Annotated in this window: 15 protein-coding genes; 2 read left to right on the forward strand and 13 right to left on the reverse strand. The window is 58.8% G+C overall.

Going from position 1 to position 16,186, the window contains the following annotated elements:
• Window positions 1-21: 21 nt before the first annotated feature.
• From ENH71_RS03010 to ENH71_RS03065, 12 genes are all read right to left on the reverse strand, one after another.
• Window positions 22-1,494, reverse strand: a complete 1,473-nt coding sequence (locus ENH71_RS03010) for a M48 family metalloprotease (RefSeq protein WP_294135987.1) — start codon at window positions 1,492-1,494, stop codon at window positions 22-24.
• A 52-nt stretch (window positions 1,495-1,546) separates the two neighbouring features.
• Window positions 1,547-2,236: a hypothetical protein gene (locus ENH71_RS03015; protein ID WP_294135985.1), complete on the reverse strand. Its 690-nt coding sequence runs from the start codon at window positions 2,234-2,236 to the stop codon at window positions 1,547-1,549.
• Window positions 2,237-2,263: 27 nt separating this feature from the next.
• The gene (locus ENH71_RS03020; RefSeq protein ID WP_294135982.1) at window positions 2,264-2,914 is read right to left on the reverse strand and encodes a hypothetical protein; all 651 of its coding nucleotides are present in this window, start codon (window positions 2,912-2,914) and stop codon (window positions 2,264-2,266) included.
• A gap of 59 nt (window positions 2,915-2,973) precedes the next feature.
• On the reverse strand, window positions 2,974-3,975 hold the full coding sequence (locus ENH71_RS03025) for a VWA domain-containing protein (RefSeq protein ID WP_294135981.1): 1,002 nt from the start codon (window positions 3,973-3,975) through the stop codon (window positions 2,974-2,976).
• A 4-nt stretch (window positions 3,976-3,979) separates the two neighbouring features.
• Window positions 3,980-5,080 carry a vWA domain-containing protein gene (locus tag ENH71_RS03030; protein WP_294135980.1) on the reverse strand — a complete coding sequence of 367 codons (1,101 nt, stop codon included), beginning with the start codon at window positions 5,078-5,080 and terminating at the stop codon, window positions 3,980-3,982.
• Window positions 5,067-6,314 carry a hypothetical protein gene (locus ENH71_RS03035; protein WP_294135977.1) on the reverse strand — a complete coding sequence of 416 codons (1,248 nt, stop codon included), beginning with the start codon at window positions 6,312-6,314 and terminating at the stop codon, window positions 5,067-5,069. Before ENH71_RS03035 ends, ENH71_RS03030 begins: the two co-directional genes overlap by 14 nt.
• Complete coding sequence (locus ENH71_RS03040) at window positions 6,311-7,156, reverse strand: MotA/TolQ/ExbB proton channel family protein (RefSeq protein ID WP_294135976.1); 846 nt, start codon at window positions 7,154-7,156, stop codon at window positions 6,311-6,313. The genes ENH71_RS03035 and ENH71_RS03040 overlap by 4 nt, the downstream gene beginning before the upstream one ends.
• Window positions 7,157-7,226: 70 nt before the next feature.
• On the reverse strand, window positions 7,227-7,523 hold the full coding sequence (locus tag ENH71_RS03045; RefSeq protein WP_294135973.1) for a hypothetical protein: 297 nt from the start codon (window positions 7,521-7,523) through the stop codon (window positions 7,227-7,229).
• 1 nt (window position 7,524) lies between these two features.
• Window positions 7,525-9,621 (reverse strand): PEGA domain-containing protein, encoded by a 2,097-nt coding sequence (locus ENH71_RS03050; RefSeq protein ID WP_294135969.1) that lies wholly within the window; start codon window positions 9,619-9,621, stop codon window positions 7,525-7,527.
• Between the two features lie 4 nt (window positions 9,622-9,625).
• Complete coding sequence (locus ENH71_RS03055) at window positions 9,626-11,122, reverse strand: hypothetical protein (protein ID WP_294135967.1); 1,497 nt, start codon at window positions 11,120-11,122, stop codon at window positions 9,626-9,628.
• 37 nt (window positions 11,123-11,159) lie between these two features.
• Window positions 11,160-12,344, reverse strand: coding sequence for a hypothetical protein (locus tag ENH71_RS03060; RefSeq protein ID WP_294135965.1), 1,185 nt, complete (start codon window positions 12,342-12,344; stop codon window positions 11,160-11,162).
• A gap of 5 nt (window positions 12,345-12,349) precedes the next feature.
• On the reverse strand, window positions 12,350-13,204 hold the full coding sequence (locus tag ENH71_RS03065) for a hypothetical protein (protein WP_294135963.1): 855 nt from the start codon (window positions 13,202-13,204) through the stop codon (window positions 12,350-12,352).
• 37 nt (window positions 13,205-13,241) lie between these two features.
• Between ENH71_RS03065 and ENH71_RS03070 the strand changes: the two genes are divergently transcribed.
• Window positions 13,242-13,760, forward strand: a complete 519-nt coding sequence (locus ENH71_RS03070) for a hypothetical protein (RefSeq protein ID WP_294135961.1) — start codon at window positions 13,242-13,244, stop codon at window positions 13,758-13,760.
• Here the strand turns inward: ENH71_RS03070 and ENH71_RS03075 are convergent.
• Complete coding sequence (locus ENH71_RS03075; RefSeq protein WP_294135958.1) at window positions 13,724-15,190, reverse strand: tetratricopeptide repeat protein; 1,467 nt, start codon at window positions 15,188-15,190, stop codon at window positions 13,724-13,726. The two genes, ENH71_RS03070 and ENH71_RS03075, sit on opposite strands and share 37 nt — an antisense overlap.
• A 168-nt stretch (window positions 15,191-15,358) precedes the next feature.
• Here ENH71_RS03075 and mutM point away from each other — a divergent pair, with 168 nt between their 5' ends.
• The gene (mutM, locus tag ENH71_RS03080; protein ID WP_294135955.1) at window positions 15,359-16,174 is read left to right on the forward strand and encodes a bifunctional DNA-formamidopyrimidine glycosylase/DNA-(apurinic or apyrimidinic site) lyase; all 816 of its coding nucleotides are present in this window, start codon (window positions 15,359-15,361) and stop codon (window positions 16,172-16,174) included.
• Window positions 16,175-16,186: the final 12 nt, after the last annotated feature.

Consider the following 16,186-nt stretch of genomic DNA (forward strand, 5'->3'; position numbering starts at 1 on the left):
CGGATCTTTGTATTGAGTTGTTTATTGCAATATCTTTATCCATTCTCCCGACTCGGGCGTGCCAATCGGGTAATAACCGTTGAGCAGACGCAGAGTCTGTTCCGGGTACTGTGTCACCGGGCTGGCTGCCGCCAGCGCGCCCCAGTCAAACCCCTGGGTCACTTGCACATAGCGCACCCGCAGACCATTGCTCGCTGAACGTTCATTGGTCTGTATCGGACGGAATGTACGAATGGAGGAGAACAGCAGACTCTCCAGATCTTCGCTCATCTCGGACTCCTCGATTTCTGCCCGGATAACAAAGACACGTGGCCCCAAATAGAATACCGCGATGCGCTCCTGGTGCCCATCGGCATTGGTATGAACACCGGTATGCCCTAACAGACGATATTGCGACAACGGCTCGGAGCGTTGCAGATCAGTGATTCCAAGGTTTTCCCTGATGTACAGTCGGGGCTCCTTGTTCTCGCGCAGGCGTTGCGCTTCCACCCCGATACTGGCACCGCCGCCCGGGCTGCGGGCTAACACGGTGGTGGTGGTGTCGCTGACAGACCAGTTATCAGGAAAAACCATGGTGTAACTCATCAGGTCCTGATAGTAGCGATTGCGGTCGCTGGCGACACTGGTGTTCTCGCCGAACAACAGTCCGTCCATGTGGCTGCGAAACACGGCGTGGTCGCTTTCGCGCGCTTCATCGTCGGGCAGATTGCCGGCCTGGGCAACGGCCTGCTGCAGACGCACATCGTTGCGCGGGTGGGTGGTAAACAGACCATGGTAGGTTGGCTGGCGCTGGGCAACGCGCACGTTAAAGTCTTCCTGGTTTTTTAACACCGACAGCACATCAATCATGGCCCGGGGATTGTAGCCCGCGTTGTACAGATATTCGGCGCCCAGGCTGTCGGCTTCCAGTTCATTGTCGCGACCAAATCCACTGACGCCGGCAGCCGCCCAGATGGAACCGATCTGCGCCAGCTCGGAACCAATATAGCCACTGCCGGTAGCCACAGCGGCAACGACACCACCGACTGTTGCGGCGGCATTGCCCAGCCGCCCGCGCGCCTGTTGCTGAATGGCGTGACGCGCGGTGATGTGACCGACTTCGTGCGCCAGCACAGCGGCCAGTTCGTCTTCGGACTTCAGATACAACAGCAGCCCGCGGTTGATGTAGACATAACCGCCGGGCAAGGCAAAGGCGTTGATCTCAGGGCTGTCAATGACAGTGAATGTATATTCCAGATCATTGCGATGACTGCCTTGCGCAACACGCTGGCCGACTTCGCTGACGTACTCGTTAACACGCTGGTCTTCAAGTACACGCATGCTGGCGAGCACTTTTTCGTGTTCTTCCTGACCGATTTCAAGCTCTCGCGACTCGCTCATCAACACCAGATTGGGTTGTCCGGTAGCAGGATTGACGGCACAGGACTGCAGGCCCACGGCAAGTATCAGAGCCGATGTCACTAACAACCAGTGTCGGGTACTGCGCAGCCTCATGATGTCACTCCTCCTGTTAAAATTTCGGATTCGCACGCTGGCAGGCATGGCCTCAGCTACCCTGAACAAACAGCTTGAGCTGGTCGGCAAGGCTGTTGCAGGCATTGGCTTCCACCCTGGCAATCAGCGGAATCGGGACAAACACGGCCGGCACGTAAGACTGGCCACTGGCATCGGCACTGATGGTCCCCACGGCGGTGTGAGATGACACATCCCAGACCCGCGCTTCAAAGTTGGAGGCATCTTCCCAGGAGCCGAAGCCGAAACAGCCACCACCGCCAGGGCCGACGGCACAGGAAATCGAGCCCATGCGATTGGTGGTTTCAGTCTGACCGTCCAGCCATACGATATAGCGCACACCAAATTCGGCCATTTTGTCAGTCACCAGCGGTTGTGCCATCAGTTGCTGCAGATCTTCGCTGCGCATCGGTGCGGTGCGTGGCTCGAACCACGGGAACAATGCGTCAACAAAAATCTGTTCCGGCACCACTGTGATGGCACCATTGCCGCGGCCCATGCGTTCGCCGACACACTGAACAAACTCTTCCCGGGTTTCATAGGCAGCACCCTGGCGCCGCCCCAGTATGACAATCGATTCGCCGGTATTGATACCGGTATCACCCTGGCGAAATTCATCAATGGTTGTGGTGGTACACGCGACCAGCGCCAGTCCGCCTGCCAACATTGCGATCAGGTAGATGCCTGTTCGCGCCAGTCCTGCCATGGTGATTTTTGCTCTCATGCCGACTCCTGCAGATTCCTGGTCACACTACTGCAAACGGGGTTGCAACCAGTCCCTGATTTCAGGGACATTGGTAAAACTGATGGAAAAATTCGACGCCAGATCCCGCATCGCGGCCACTGACGCATCATTGATGCCACCCTCGGCGCTGCCAAACGTTTCCTGTCCGGTCTTGCCGTAGGCGGTCATCACCCAGTCGGCGATATAACCGCCGTCGGGCGCGGTCAGCCGCATATTGTATTTGACCCAGACTTCATAGGCGTCAAGCCGGGTTTTCTGCGGCATGCCGAGTTGAAATTCGTCGATATTGGGTATAAAGACCGCGTCGACGCCACGTTCATTCGCCATCGCCGGATCATTCAGCACCACCACCTGCTGAAACATCGCCGGCAGAACCGTGTTGAACAGCTCCACATGGGAAGCGCCGCTGTTGACCAGGTATTCATCCTTGCCGGCATCGGTGCGCTCGGTGTACACGTGATTGCGCAAGGCGTCGCTGTAGTACACACCGAGCGTCATCGGCAAGGGCGGAATATTGGGGCTGGGATAGCTGCCTTCGACAGTAACAGTGCTTGCGCCGCAGGCGCCAAGCGTCAATGCGCCCAGTGGCAACAGGACAAAGGTGCGTGCGTAGTGCCACAAGGATGAAAGAATACCTGGTTTGATCTCGCTTCTCACTGCCTGCTCCATTGTTGCTTTTATGTTGGTTTTATCTGAGTCGTTGCCTGATACCGTGGTCATTGATATGAATTAAGTCCGACAAAACTGCCGCCATTGCGTTCCGCCAGTTCCCGCATCAGCGTGGCAAAACGGTAAAGGCTGTCGTGATAACGCGGGTCCAGATCAAACAATACCGGAAATCCGACTGCGTGAATACGCACCAGACGATTCCCACTGGCATCGGCCTGGTTAATTCTGTCCACCGTCTCGACCACGCGGGTGATCGAGCCCCCGGGCAGGAAATCATCGCCAAAGGTATAGATGCTGACCCGCTGGCCGGTCTGGTAAAAGGTACTGATGGCACGGGTAATACCTTCAACCGGGCTGCTGTTACTGAATGGCGCCCAGTTGCGCAGTGCACTGATCATCGCCTGACGGCGTGCCGGTGTGTCCGGAATCCATTGCCCACGGTAGTTGGGAAACATGTAATCGCCCATGTCGTTCATGATCTGGATGCCTTTGACTTCGGGATAGATATCCAGGACTTCGGTGACCATCTCCAGCACGCGCGGCCAGGCGTTGTAAAACATACTACCCGAGGTATCGATCAGGAAGATAATGTATTCGCTGTCGACCGGGATGCCGCCGATGACATTGTTGCTGCGGGTAAACTCCTGGCCCAGCAGGCGTTCCATTTCTGCGGTCAGCGATTGCCGCGCAATGGCCAGTTCGCTTTCCTCCTCGGCGCGCTCTTCCGCCAGCTCGGTCGAGGTTTCATAACGCCCGCGAATATTCGACATCTCCCGTTCCAGCCGCGCCACGCGCTCGCGGTAAGCAGACAACTGTTCGCGCCGGGCGTTGAGCTCGCGGTTCAGGGTCCGGGTTTCACCACGGATTTCGAACAACTCCTGCTGCAACTCCGCAACAGGCTGTTCAAGCTGTTGGGGCGCACTCTCCAGTGTCACCGGCGCGGAATTCTCGGTAATCATCAACAGCAGGATGATGGCGCCAAAGCCACAGGAAATGACGTCCAGAAACGCTATGGTGGCACCGTCTTCTTCGCGTTTTCGTTTTTTCATAGTCTCAGGGCCAATCGCGTGATGGTGTAATAAAAGAACCGCCGCTCAACACACCCAGTTGCCAGTAAGCTGCTGCCGCAGCCGGGTCACCCTCCATTGGCAGCAGGATGGTGTTGACCGGAATATTGGCCGGCATCGATTCCAGCGCTTCCTGGTACAGCTCCAGCCGCTCCCTGGGGCTGATCGTAGTGGCATTGCGGCTGCCTGATCCCTGCGTCGGCAGGCTGTCTGTGATCAAATACACATTGTCCGGTCTCGGGTTCATCGCTGCCACGGCGGCAAATGCCCGTTGCAGATTATTGCCACCACCGGGCAATGTCGACTGGACCGCCCTGACCACCTCATTCAGTTCATCGCGGTCGGCCACTTCCAGCCACCGGCCTTCAGTACCTGCCATCACCGCGCTGGCGGTCTCATTAAAGCCGACAATCTGGTACTGACTGACCAGTGGCAACTGGCTGCTGATCCATTCCACGATGCGCACTGCACGTTGCCATTTGGGGGCAGCCAGCTTCACCTCATCCGACATATTTCTGATACGTATGATATTGACCAACGTGTCATCCAGCATGCTGGCGGAAGTATCGAGCAGGATCAGAATCCGGTTGCCGCCCAGGAACATGCCGGTCAGGTACTGCCGGTCACCGTCGCCGAGAAATTCGCGGCTGCTGTCACCCTGTTCTTCCACGGCGCTGGTTTGCAAACGCAACAACTCTTCTTCCAACGACCGGATGTCAGCGCGCAAATCTTCCAGGCTTTCCTCAGTTGCCATGGAATTTCCTTCCAGCGCGGCAAGCTGCGACATGAAGTCATCAATATCACTTTGTATGCGATCGGCCAGCCCTTGTGCCGCCACCACCTCCAGACTGACTTCGTCCAGCGTATTGCGTACCTGAAACAGTTGTTCTTCGCCTTCCAGCACCTCTTCCTCTAGCAAACGGGCCTCTGCGGTCAGGTTCGGATCGGCCTCGTTACGTGCCTCGGTAGCGGTGTGGTCCAGAATCAGAAAAATCAGTACCACGGCGCCAAAACCACAGGACATGACGTCAAGAAACGCCAGCCCCATCGGGTTCACGGCAGCGCGTTTGCGTCTACGCCCCGCCATGATGCACCCGTATCAATGACAATTCGACGCCTTCGTCAACGCTCAGGGTGTCGCCGGCAAACAGGGTCCGGCCCGCTGCAATGGCCCGGGCCTGTATTAAAACAGAGGCAGAAGCCGACGGTGTGACAGTCTCATTATCATCTGACACGGCTATCGGGTAGGCGTTATGGTCCAGCACCATATGGGTCGCCACAACACGCGCCGGCGCTGTTTGCAGATCCGCTTCGGCCGCCGCTTCAGGCTGCCGCCAGACGCTGATAAATGGCATGTCAGACCCGTTTACCGACAGTGATGCGCTGGCCTGCACACAGGCCTGCGCCAACTGTTCACCGCCTAACGGGGACTGGCGGACCTGCAGGCTGTTTTCCAGACCGGGAATGGCAGCCGCCCGCTCCGATATCAGTACCGGGGCCGGGGTGTCGCCGAGCAGCATTTGCAACTGCTGATTGATACGGCGGAATACCGGCTCCAGACTCTCCACCAGTTCGGCGACGCTGACGCGCGCCTGATGGGTGGCTTTGTCGGTGGTGATGCTGACCATAAAATCGGCCTGACCGGTGCGTATCTGCTGCAGATAGTCCGGCAGCTCGTTGTACAGATGTTGCTCCCAGAACGCGCTGTGCTGAGGATTAAAGCGCGACTGTTGAATAAAGGCATCATTGATGACCTGGACCAGGGCGTTTGCCACATTGCTCCAGCCCGCCCCCTGCACCACCGCCACCGACTCGCGTCTGATCTGTTGTTGATCGCGGCTCAACAGGGTCAGGCTGAACTGATGCAATTGCAGGTCGGCGAACACCAGACGCTGCTGCCCGGCCATGTGCGACTTGGCATAGAACAGGCCCGTATCCATCATGGCGGCGGCACGAAACGGGCTTTTAGCAAGTACGCCGCCCAGAATCGCGAGCTGATCCCGACTGAAACTGCCGGGCACGGCAATCACCACATCGCCTTCAAAATCGCTGGACTCCGCGATATTCAGCAGATGCGCGTGTGCGATATCGGCGTTGTGCCGGTAATGCGCCAGCGGTCTCGTCAACGGCGTCATGCTCAGCCGGTGCCAGAACTCATTGTGGGTATTGACCGGATGCAGGCGACTCTGTTCGGCCGCGCTCTGGCCGAACTGTGTTTGCCCGGCAAGACTCAGGGCAAACCCCGGGCTACTGCTGATCAGGTCGCCATCCTGATACAGGTTGATAGTGTGATCATTCAGTTCCAGGACGGCGCTGGTCATGCTGGCTGCACCGCCTCATCATGGCCGGATTGTGGTGTGCTGCGACCCGGCATCTGCAGGTAGCGGATCAGGTGGTCATCGCAGTAGGTCTGGCTGTCCATCACCAGTCGGTCCTGCACCAGCGACAGCTGATACAGCAGGAACATCAGCACAATGCTGGTAACCAGTGCGACGAATGTGGAATTGAAGGCAACGCCCAGACTGACGGTGACACCAAGAATGTCGCCGGTAACAGCCTGATGTGCCTGGCCCAGTGCGGTACCAATACCGCGTACGGTACCCAGGAAGCCGATCGAAGGGATGGCCCAGGCGATGTAGCGCACGATGGCCAGCTCACTTTCAAGGCGCTCGGATTCGTTGTCGCAGATATCGCGCACCGTAGCAGACACGTCCTGCACATCACGTGTGGTGCCGAAGCGATGCAGACCGGCGAGAAGTGCCCGTGGCAGCAGATAACTGCGCTCCCTCTCCGGCAATGCCTGCACCGGTCGCGCAAAGTGCCGGGTGTCTTCGGGCAGAATACTGGTACCGTCAGACACCTGCAGCAGCTCACGATCGAGCAGCGAACGCTCGCGCATGGTGCGCACGGTTTTCATGCCAATGATGGACAGTGCCCAGAAGAACAGAATAATACAGGTTTCCTGTTCGAAGTCGCGCAGCACGATGTACATGGAACGATCGGGCACATAGTCCTCGTCGGCCTCCTGCATCATCGTCTGTTGCTGCTGAATGATATCGGCGTTGGGTCTGATCACGGCGACATAAATGGCATGCACCACGATGACCACAATGATCAGTGCAAAGATCTGATAAATGACTTCAGACAGGTATTTTTGTTTCATGCGTACTTCCCTGATCAGGTTTAACGGTTAAACGTGTGCTTCGTTTAAGGCTCTGGATCTGCCCAGCGGTTCAGATATCCACCGGAAACGAGACACCGAAGTCCTGCGATATCTGTTCCGAAGGTATAAAACGACCCGGCCCCTGGCTATCCGCACTGTCAATGGGCTGGCTATCTATATCCGGCAGGTCGGTGTCGCTGTTGCCGGCGTCGCTTTGCTCATCACTGGTGCTGTTGCCGGTATCAGCGTCGCTAACGGCCTGCTGCTCACTGGCTTCTGACTCACCGGCTGATGGTTGTGCCTGCAAGCCTGCAACGGGCATCAGCAACAACAGTGACAACAGATATTTTACCAACGTTGTGGCCATGTCATTCCCCCAGGTAGCGCGCGATACGGAAACCCAGATCGTTGCGGGCTTCCTCGCCAAAGTCGCGGTATGACGCGCGCAGTTCGGTGATGCTGCCATGCGCCCAACCGGAGCCTTTGATAGTGTGATAGGTGCCATCAAGCGGACCCAGAGGATCGGTTTCCCTGACCGAGCTCAAACCACTGACGGCGCCGTAGTAATCATGCACCCACTCTGATACGTTGCCGGCCATGTCGAACAGGCCCTGGGCATTGGCATTGAACTCACCGACATTGGCGGTGCCCTGCACCCCATCGTTGTAGCCGCGCAGAATCTGACCCAGAAAATTGCTGGTGGACTCGTCAGCGAAGTTGCCACTGTCTGCCGGTGGTGGCCAGTCCTCCCCCCAGGCAAAACGGGTGGTGCCGCTCTGACCATCAGCGCGCGCCGCCCACTCCCACTCGGCCTCGGTAGGCAGGCGGTAACCATTGGCGTCCGCATTAAAGCCGGTCACGGCACCCTCTTCCACAATATAAAACGGCGTCAGCGCTTCCTGCGCGCTTAACCAGTTGCTATACAGAGCAGCGTCCTGCCAGGTGACCTGTACCGCAGGCTGATTTGGCCGGTCCAGTGACTGGCGTTGCAGCGTGCCCGAGGCATGTTCGGGGCGAAAGCGTCTGAACTGTTGATTGGTGACCGGATGCAGTGACAGGTAGAAGGGTTTCTCCAGCGCCACATCGCGCAGGGTTTCATTTGCGCGCCGACCGGGCTCCCGGCGCGAAGAACCCATGGTGAACTCATACGGGTAGAACAAATGCAGGGTCTGCCCGGCGGCACTGGTAATCACCGGCTCAATGGATTCCAGTCGCGCCTGTTCCTCGGTTTTCAGACGCACTCGTATTTCCTGATCGAGCCCTGGCCGGGAGGTGAAGTTGGTGGCATAAGGCACGTAGCCGTCCCGGCGGATCTCGATGCGCTGGCTGGCAGCAATCAGGTTGACGGTCTGGTTGGCGACACCTTTCAGTTCCCCTTCTACATAAAGCTGCGCGTCAGCCGGCTCCGCCACTATCCGTACCGGGTTGGTAATCGGGTCAAGTGCCACTGTCAGCTCACGTGACTCCTCGGCACCGGTCCGGAGCTGACGCATCGCCGTCTCGAAGCCGGTGCGAAAAAGTCTGATGTCGTGCTCCTGTCCCGGCGGCAGCGCTACCTCAAGAGGCGTCTGCCCGCGGTACTGGCCGTTGATGGTGACATTGGCGCTGCCCGGAGTAGAACGAATGAATACCAGACCGTCGGCAGCTTCCAGCGATACCGCAGGCAGTTGTCGGTCGACGCCCGCTGCCACCACAATGTCGTCCTGCCAGGCCTTGTAACCATTACGTTTGATGGTGACGTCGTAAGCACCTTGCAACAACTCGATGCGCGCCGGTGTCACTGCCAGCACATCGCCATTGATGATGATATCGGCACCGGCAGGTTCGGACGCGAAACCGATGTCTGCCCATGCGGGTGCCAGCGTCACGGCCAGGGCCTGTTCAATCTGCCGGCCCTCGACCTCCACCTGCTCGCGGTATGGCAAATAACGATCGCGCTGCACCTGCAGCTCGTAAGTGCCAGGCGGCACTTCCGCATCAATCAGCGGTGACATACCCAGGTCAACACCATCAAGCATAATGCGCGCGCCATTCAGTTCCTGTCCCAGCGCGTCGCGGGTGCTGACGCTGACCAGCCCTGGCAACGGCGTCAGTTCAAACGGGTGGGTTTGCGCCTGCTCATCTCCCACGGAAAGTTCAACCTGGCGGTCATAATAACCTTCTGCGCTGAACTGCAGTTGGTAGTCGCCCTGTCGCATCAGATAGCGGGGACCGACCTGAACGGCGAACCCGTCGGCTACTTCCACACTGGCCGTCATGGGCGTCACTTCAATAAAAACAGAACGTGCGGTCAACACAAATACGCCGGCACTGGCGGCAACTGTCAGACCCACCGCAATCACGCCATGATACCAGCGCGGTCGCCAGGTAAAGCGGCGCCCGGGCGGCGGTGGCGGACTGAAGTCTACCGGCGTGATGACGTCCAGCGTATCGTGCTGGCCGGATGTGTTGCGGTTATCCTGCATCGTTTCAGGGCCTGTTAACTGCCGCGACCTCTTCGTTGCAGCGGATGGATAATGAGTTCAATTCGCGTCCGAAGCCAACCACAAACTCTTCGCGCACATCGCGGTAACCAGGGCGTGTACCAACAGCGACATAACGGCCGGGCCGGAGCATGAGTGTGGTTTCAGAAAATGTTCCCAACTCTCCCACCTGGTAGACAGTCACATTAGTGGCGTTATCGGAATTCAGTGTCACAGCTACCGGAACCAGCATCTGCTCCAGCAACACTTCCATGGTGTCGAGCTGCTGCGCCAGACGCTCACCAACACTGCCCTGCTCGGCCAGCAAATCAGCTTCCAGGTCACGTCCGATACGATACACTTCCTGCGCCTCGTCGTAGGCCGCCTGATCGGATAAACGCATGGGTTGCTCGATATTCACCGCCAGCAACCGGTCCAGTTGCAGACGCCGGGCAGAGTAGTCCCTGCCCTCCAGGGCAAACACCAGATTACTGTCCAGCGCCAGCACAGCATCATAGGCCGCCACCGCCTGTTCCCAGTCTTCGTTGGCCTCGTGAGTTTCAGCCTGAGCCTGCAACCCGGCGATGCTGCTCAGTGTGACCTGCTCCCGCGTCTGGGCAATTGCCGCGCCTGCTTCGTCCGAGCCCGGTTTGATCCGCAATGCCCGTTCAAACGCCGCAATCGCCGCTTCCGCCTGTTCCTGCTGCAGCAACGCAAAGCCTTCTGACATAACGGCGGTGTAATTCGCGTCAGTGATCATCTGGCGGTTCTCCGCCACCAGTGCGGCTGCCTGTTGGTGCTCACTGTCCAATCCAGCGGCTTGCTCAAACTGTTGCTGTGCGGCTTGCAAGTCACCCTGTTCCTGCAACGCCAGGCCGGCGGCGATCAGGCCTTCAACTTCGTCCAGGGTCTGCGCGCGGGCCAGTCCGCGCTGCGCTGGAGCACTGTCCGGATCCAGCCGCAGTGCCAGGGTAAAACGCTCCAGGGCCAGCGCCGAGTCTTCAGCAGCAATCGCGGCATTGCCGGCAGCAACAGTTCTGTCCAGCACTGTTGGCACGCGTTCCTGCAGGTCGGCCAGTGCCAGGTCGCTTTCCTGATAGGCGAGCGCGGCCTGCACAAATTCGGTATTGCGATAGAACTCGTCACCACGGCGCGCGGCCGCTATCGCGGCATCATATTCGGTTGCCGCCCACTGGCTGACCGCCATTTCATCAAGAGCCTGTTGTCGCTCCAACAGACTGGCGAGTGCGTCCTGGGCTTCCCGACGCTGGCGCGCGCGCTGGGCTTCATCAAAGGGGGAGATTTGTGGTGCCGCCGATGTTGCCGGCGCGCTGGTTGTGGCAACTGGCGCTGTGCTTGCACGCGGAACCAATGGCAGTTCGTACTCCTGGACCAGGCGAGGCAATACAAACACCACTGCCAGCGCCAATAGCAGCAACACTGCCAGCGCCACCCACACCCAGCCCGAAATTCTGTCACCGTTCGCCGTTTTACCGCCCTGCATACTTTTTTGTCCTAAACTGACGTTTGCCCGATCCGGATCAAACACCACCTGTTTCAGTCAGGTAAATTTCCATCAGGATGTCACGCCATTGTTCATACTGCTCTTCAACGGTTCCGGTGAGCATGATTGTGCGGTCGTCCAGTTCAATAACCTTGGGGGCAATTTCCGATTGCAGGGATTCGCCCAGCTCTTGCAGCGCGGCGATATGCATACGGGCTTCAGCGCTGCGATCGAAACCGCTGCGCACCAGATAGGCGCCAGCACCCACACCAACGATACCGGCAGTTTGCGCAACAGCACTGTTCTGACTGCCTACCGCTGCGATGCCACCCACGATGGCCGCTGCGCCAGCGATGAAACGCCGTCTCGCCGAGCGCTCGGCTTCGTCCAGCGCCATGGTTTCATGGTAGCTCTGCTCACGCCAGGCGTCGTAAGGTCCACGCATTTCCCGGGTATAGGTGGCGTAGTAATCCTGCACGGTGTCAACAAACAGGTTGTCGCGCTCGCGGATGTCGCGAATGCGGCGCAGTGACGGATCATTTTCCGCCGGCAGTCGCGCAACGCTGGTGATACCACGATCACTGGTAGTCACGTAGGAGCCAAATATATCCGGTGCAAAATTGGCGGCAAACTGGAGCTCTGATACCGTGCGGATGTTGCGGATCTGCTCGTCGCTGACATTGTCCTGAACATAGGCCAGCAGATCATTGGCGATGGTGTTGTACACCACCTGAAACGGATCATGCAGTTGACGCTGGGTCTGATCGTAACTGTACTGGCTGATGTGCTCTTCATACACACGGGTGTACCATTCACGACCGGTAGCATCACTGACGGTCACCTTGACCATCATGCCTTCGCCGTCAGACAGCAGGATCTGCCCTTCCAGAAAGACATCCATGACGCTGCTGTCTGACGGCAGCACGCGCACTGCACCCCAATTGCCGGAGCGTTGCAGGGTGTCGGCCATCAGGTAGGGAGCATAACGTGACTCGGCGCGCCGGATCTCGAAGTTGGTGCGATCCAGATCGTCGCGGTCTACTTCATCAATGCCCGGATCAAACACCATCACACCCACGTCGAGCAGCAATGATTCATCCAGGGGTGTTGCATTTTGTACCACCGGGACAAACTCCGTGGATTTGACCGACGTCGTCGAGCAGCCGGTGAGCGCCAGCACTGACAGCACAAACAGGGAAAATGTGGTTCTGATCGTTAACATGCTCATCACTCTGTACCTGTTACTTCAAGGCCGGTGTACCGGCGATATTCGTCCCACAGCGCCTCACGCAACTCCGGATCCGCCTCGCGCAGGGCAGCCTCACGAATCTGGCGGGCAACAACATCATCGCCGCCGCCGGGCGGAATATCTTCCGGCACCGGATAAGTCTCACGCTGCTCTCCTGCCGGGCCACCATTAACACCGCCCACTGAACCACCGGAGCCACCGGCCTGTGGCCCCTGGCCGTCACCGCCGGGGAAGGTCTGGTCGCCGTTGACGCCGGCCGTCTGCACACCGGTGACACCCGGCAGGGTACCCATGCCGCGGTCGCCACCCTGGCCACCACCACCCTGACCACCTTCTTCTTCATACAGGCCGGCCGGGTCATCACCGACTTCATTGGCACGACGCTGTGCGCGACTGCGCTCGGCCAGTATTAATCCATCAAACTCGCCATAAGCACCACCCAGTTGCCCGTCCAGCACCGCAACACGCTGTGAAGCAGTCATCACGCCAACGCCGTCGCTGGCACCAGAGCCGGAGCCCGCGACTGAGCCGCTGCCGGCACCACTGTCAGCACTGCCGCCGCCACCCTGGCCCGATCCGGACTGACCGGCGCCCTGACCTGAAGTGCCACGCTCGGCTGCGCCTTGTCCGTTTCCAGTCTCAGCGCGGCCCTGACTGCCTGTCTGGTCACCCGCGCCCGCACCGGCGGTGGTGGCCGGAGGGATCCGATTCAAGCCGCCACTACTACTGCGATTGCCGTAAGCATCCAGGCCACCGCTGGCTGCCGATGCGCTGCCTGCCGCGCCACTGGCGCTGCCATCACCGGGCACACCCGGGCGGCCACCGGACGGCATAACACCACCGGCGGTCGTGGCCGCAGAGCCGCCCGATGTGCCACTGGCACCCGACGATGAGCTGCGACCTCCGGAGAAATCAGGCAAACCGGAAGTAGAGGCGCTGGCGGTACCCGAGCTGCCGCTGGCACCGCCGCTGCTCGCCTGCGAGCCCGCACTCTGCGAACCCGGGCTTTGTGAACCGGACGACCGCGAGCTGGACGAACTGCTCGAAGGCATTGACGGCATCGATGATGACGATGACGATGACGACGAAGGCATGGACGGCGACGGCATGGATGACGAGCTGCTGCTCGACGACGAAGACGAAGACGACGACGACGAAGATGAGGACGGCATTTGCGGCATGCTGCTGGACGACTGCTGCGATTGCTGCGTGGATTCACAGGCGCTGAGCAACAGCGCCGTGACACTCAGGCTTAACAAAATTCTGGTTCGTGGCATTTTCATGATCACTGACTCCAACCGCCCATCGCAGTGTGTTGAGTTTACCGTAATAAAGACCGGCTCACGGCATCATTATTGCGTCCCGGACTCGCTACTTTCAATCTCGTAGGGAAAGCGATAAACCAGATCCTCAACACGCGAAGCGTTGCCGTCGCGGATAATTGGTCGCATCCGGCTGTCCCGTAGCGCACCAATCAGACGGCGGTGCATGCCAACATCGTCTTCCGGCCAGGACTCCAGGATATCCACGTTGACGGCACGACCGTACTGATTGATATCAAATTCCATCACCACGTACGGTACGGTTGAGGTTTCCTCGCTGTCCGCCGCTTTCGCTGTTTCTGGCGCACCGGCACCGGTCGTCACCGGAGAGCCGGATATGCTGCCCGCGGTCGCCTGCATATCACGGGTGGGAACCGGGTCACCGGTGGGCTGCCGCGTGGTTTCGAACCTCGGCAACATGACAATGCGGTCAAACACCAGCTCCTGCAGAGCATCGGTCTCGTCCTGCATGGTCAGCCAGGCACTCTCGTAGACATCAGCCGATGCATTGCGGCGCTCGAACAGCAGAAACCAGTCGGCCAGATCCAGTATGGCATTGGTGTGCGCCACCAGCAGCCGGTCACGCTGCTCGCCCATCACGCCGGCGGCTTCCACGGCCGCCAGGCGTGCTGCCCGCATTTCCACAATCTGCTCCAGCGCATACTCCCCCTGCAGAAACGGGTTGTTGTAGCGCCGATAGCGTCGGTCGGTGACGTGATCGACCCAGTTGTCATCGACCAGTCTGATATTGGTGTATTGCGCCTCTTGCCGGTCCTGGGCACCCGTTCTTGCCATCATCCAGGCCAGATAGGCCAAGCGCTCAAGCATGATCTCGCGTGACTGTTCAGCCAGGGCCGGGTCGCGATCCACGATGGATAACGCGACACTGGTCAGATGGTAAGCATCGATCAGGCGAGTGGCAGGGAACTCACCCAGGCGCCGCCTGAAGGCTTCAATGTTCCACTGTGCGTAAGCTTCCAGCGCCGGAATCAACGCCGGGTCGTCGTCCGCCATCGCCCGGCTGTGAACGTAAAACAGATATTGCTGCAGACCATCAGCCTCGGGCCATTGCCCCAGCGCCAGGTGGCTGTCTATTTGCATCTCCAGCGCATTGACCTGTTGCAGGCTGAACAAACCATGATTGACGCGACTGACATGGACAGCGCGCTCCAGCAACGCAATGGCTTCCACATGGTCGCCGGCTTCCTGCGCATGCCTGGCCAGACTCAGCGTCGATTCAGCGATATCGGGATGCCAGGTATTGCCGCTGCCTTCAAGTGCCTCGATCGATTCACGCAGCCCGGGCACCGCCTGCGCGGGCGAAGGACGTAAGGTCTGCAGCGGCGTCAAGTTGGTCATCCAGCCCTGATCGGGCCTGTTGTCGTCGGCCGCCGAACTGGTCGACATCCAGAACAATGACATTGCCAGTGCCACCGTTGGCAATGGGTTCGTGGTCAGCAAAGCCGACGGTTGTGCGCAGATGGTTCGGAAACACATGGCGGAATCTCCGGTACTGTCTTATGCTGTATTTAGTGTCAGAGTTGTCTTTACGTTACACCAGAATACCCGACAACAGAACAGATACAATAGACTGGTTCACAAAACCGGTTGCTAAATTTTTGTCACAAACCGCTGATTTCAGCCACAAAATCGATAGATGACCTGATGCCAGAACTGCCCGAAGTTGAAACCAGCCGCCGCGGAATCGACCCTCATATTAGCGGCCGCACCATCGCCCGCAGCGTTGTCAGGCAAAGCCAGCTACGCTGGCCGGTATCGCCACAGATCACCACTCTGATGCCCGGCCAGACCGTGCTGTCAACCCGGCGACGCGGTAAGTACATACTGATAGAGACAACAAACGGGCACATTATTATTCATCTGGGCATGTCCGGCAGTGTTCGCATCCTGCCAACCGGGGTACCGGCGGCCAAACATGACCACATTGATATCGAGTTCAGCCATGATGTCATGCTGCGTTACACAGATCCGCGACGCTTCGGCTGCATATTGTGGAGCGGAGACACAATAGACGAACACCCACTGCTGGCCAGCCTGGGCCCGGAACCACTGGCCGATACCTTCGACGCCCCGTATCTGTATCAGCGCAGCCGCGGCCGCAAAACGCCCATCAAGAGCTTTATCATGGACAGTCACGTGGTCGTGGGCGTGGGGAATATCTATGCCAACGAAGCGCTGTTTATGGCCGGCATCCGACCGCTGGCAGATGCCGGGTCAGTGTCACGTGTTCGCATGGCGCGGCTGGTGATGTGTATCAAACAGGTCATCGACCACGCCATCACCGTGGGCGGAACAACACTACGGGATTTTGTCGGCGGCGATGGCAAACCGGGGTATTTCAAACAATCGCTGCAGGTCTACGGGCGAGGCGGCGAGGCCTGCAAACAGTGCGGGGGAACGTTACAGGAAGTGCGCCTGAGCGCTCGCAGCACGGTATTCTGCAAGCGCTGCCAACGTTGACCCGGGATGCGG

The sequence above is a fragment of the Pseudohongiella sp. genome (genome assembly GCF_011050365.1).
Lineage (GTDB): Bacteria > Pseudomonadota > Gammaproteobacteria > Pseudomonadales > Pseudohongiellaceae > Pseudohongiella.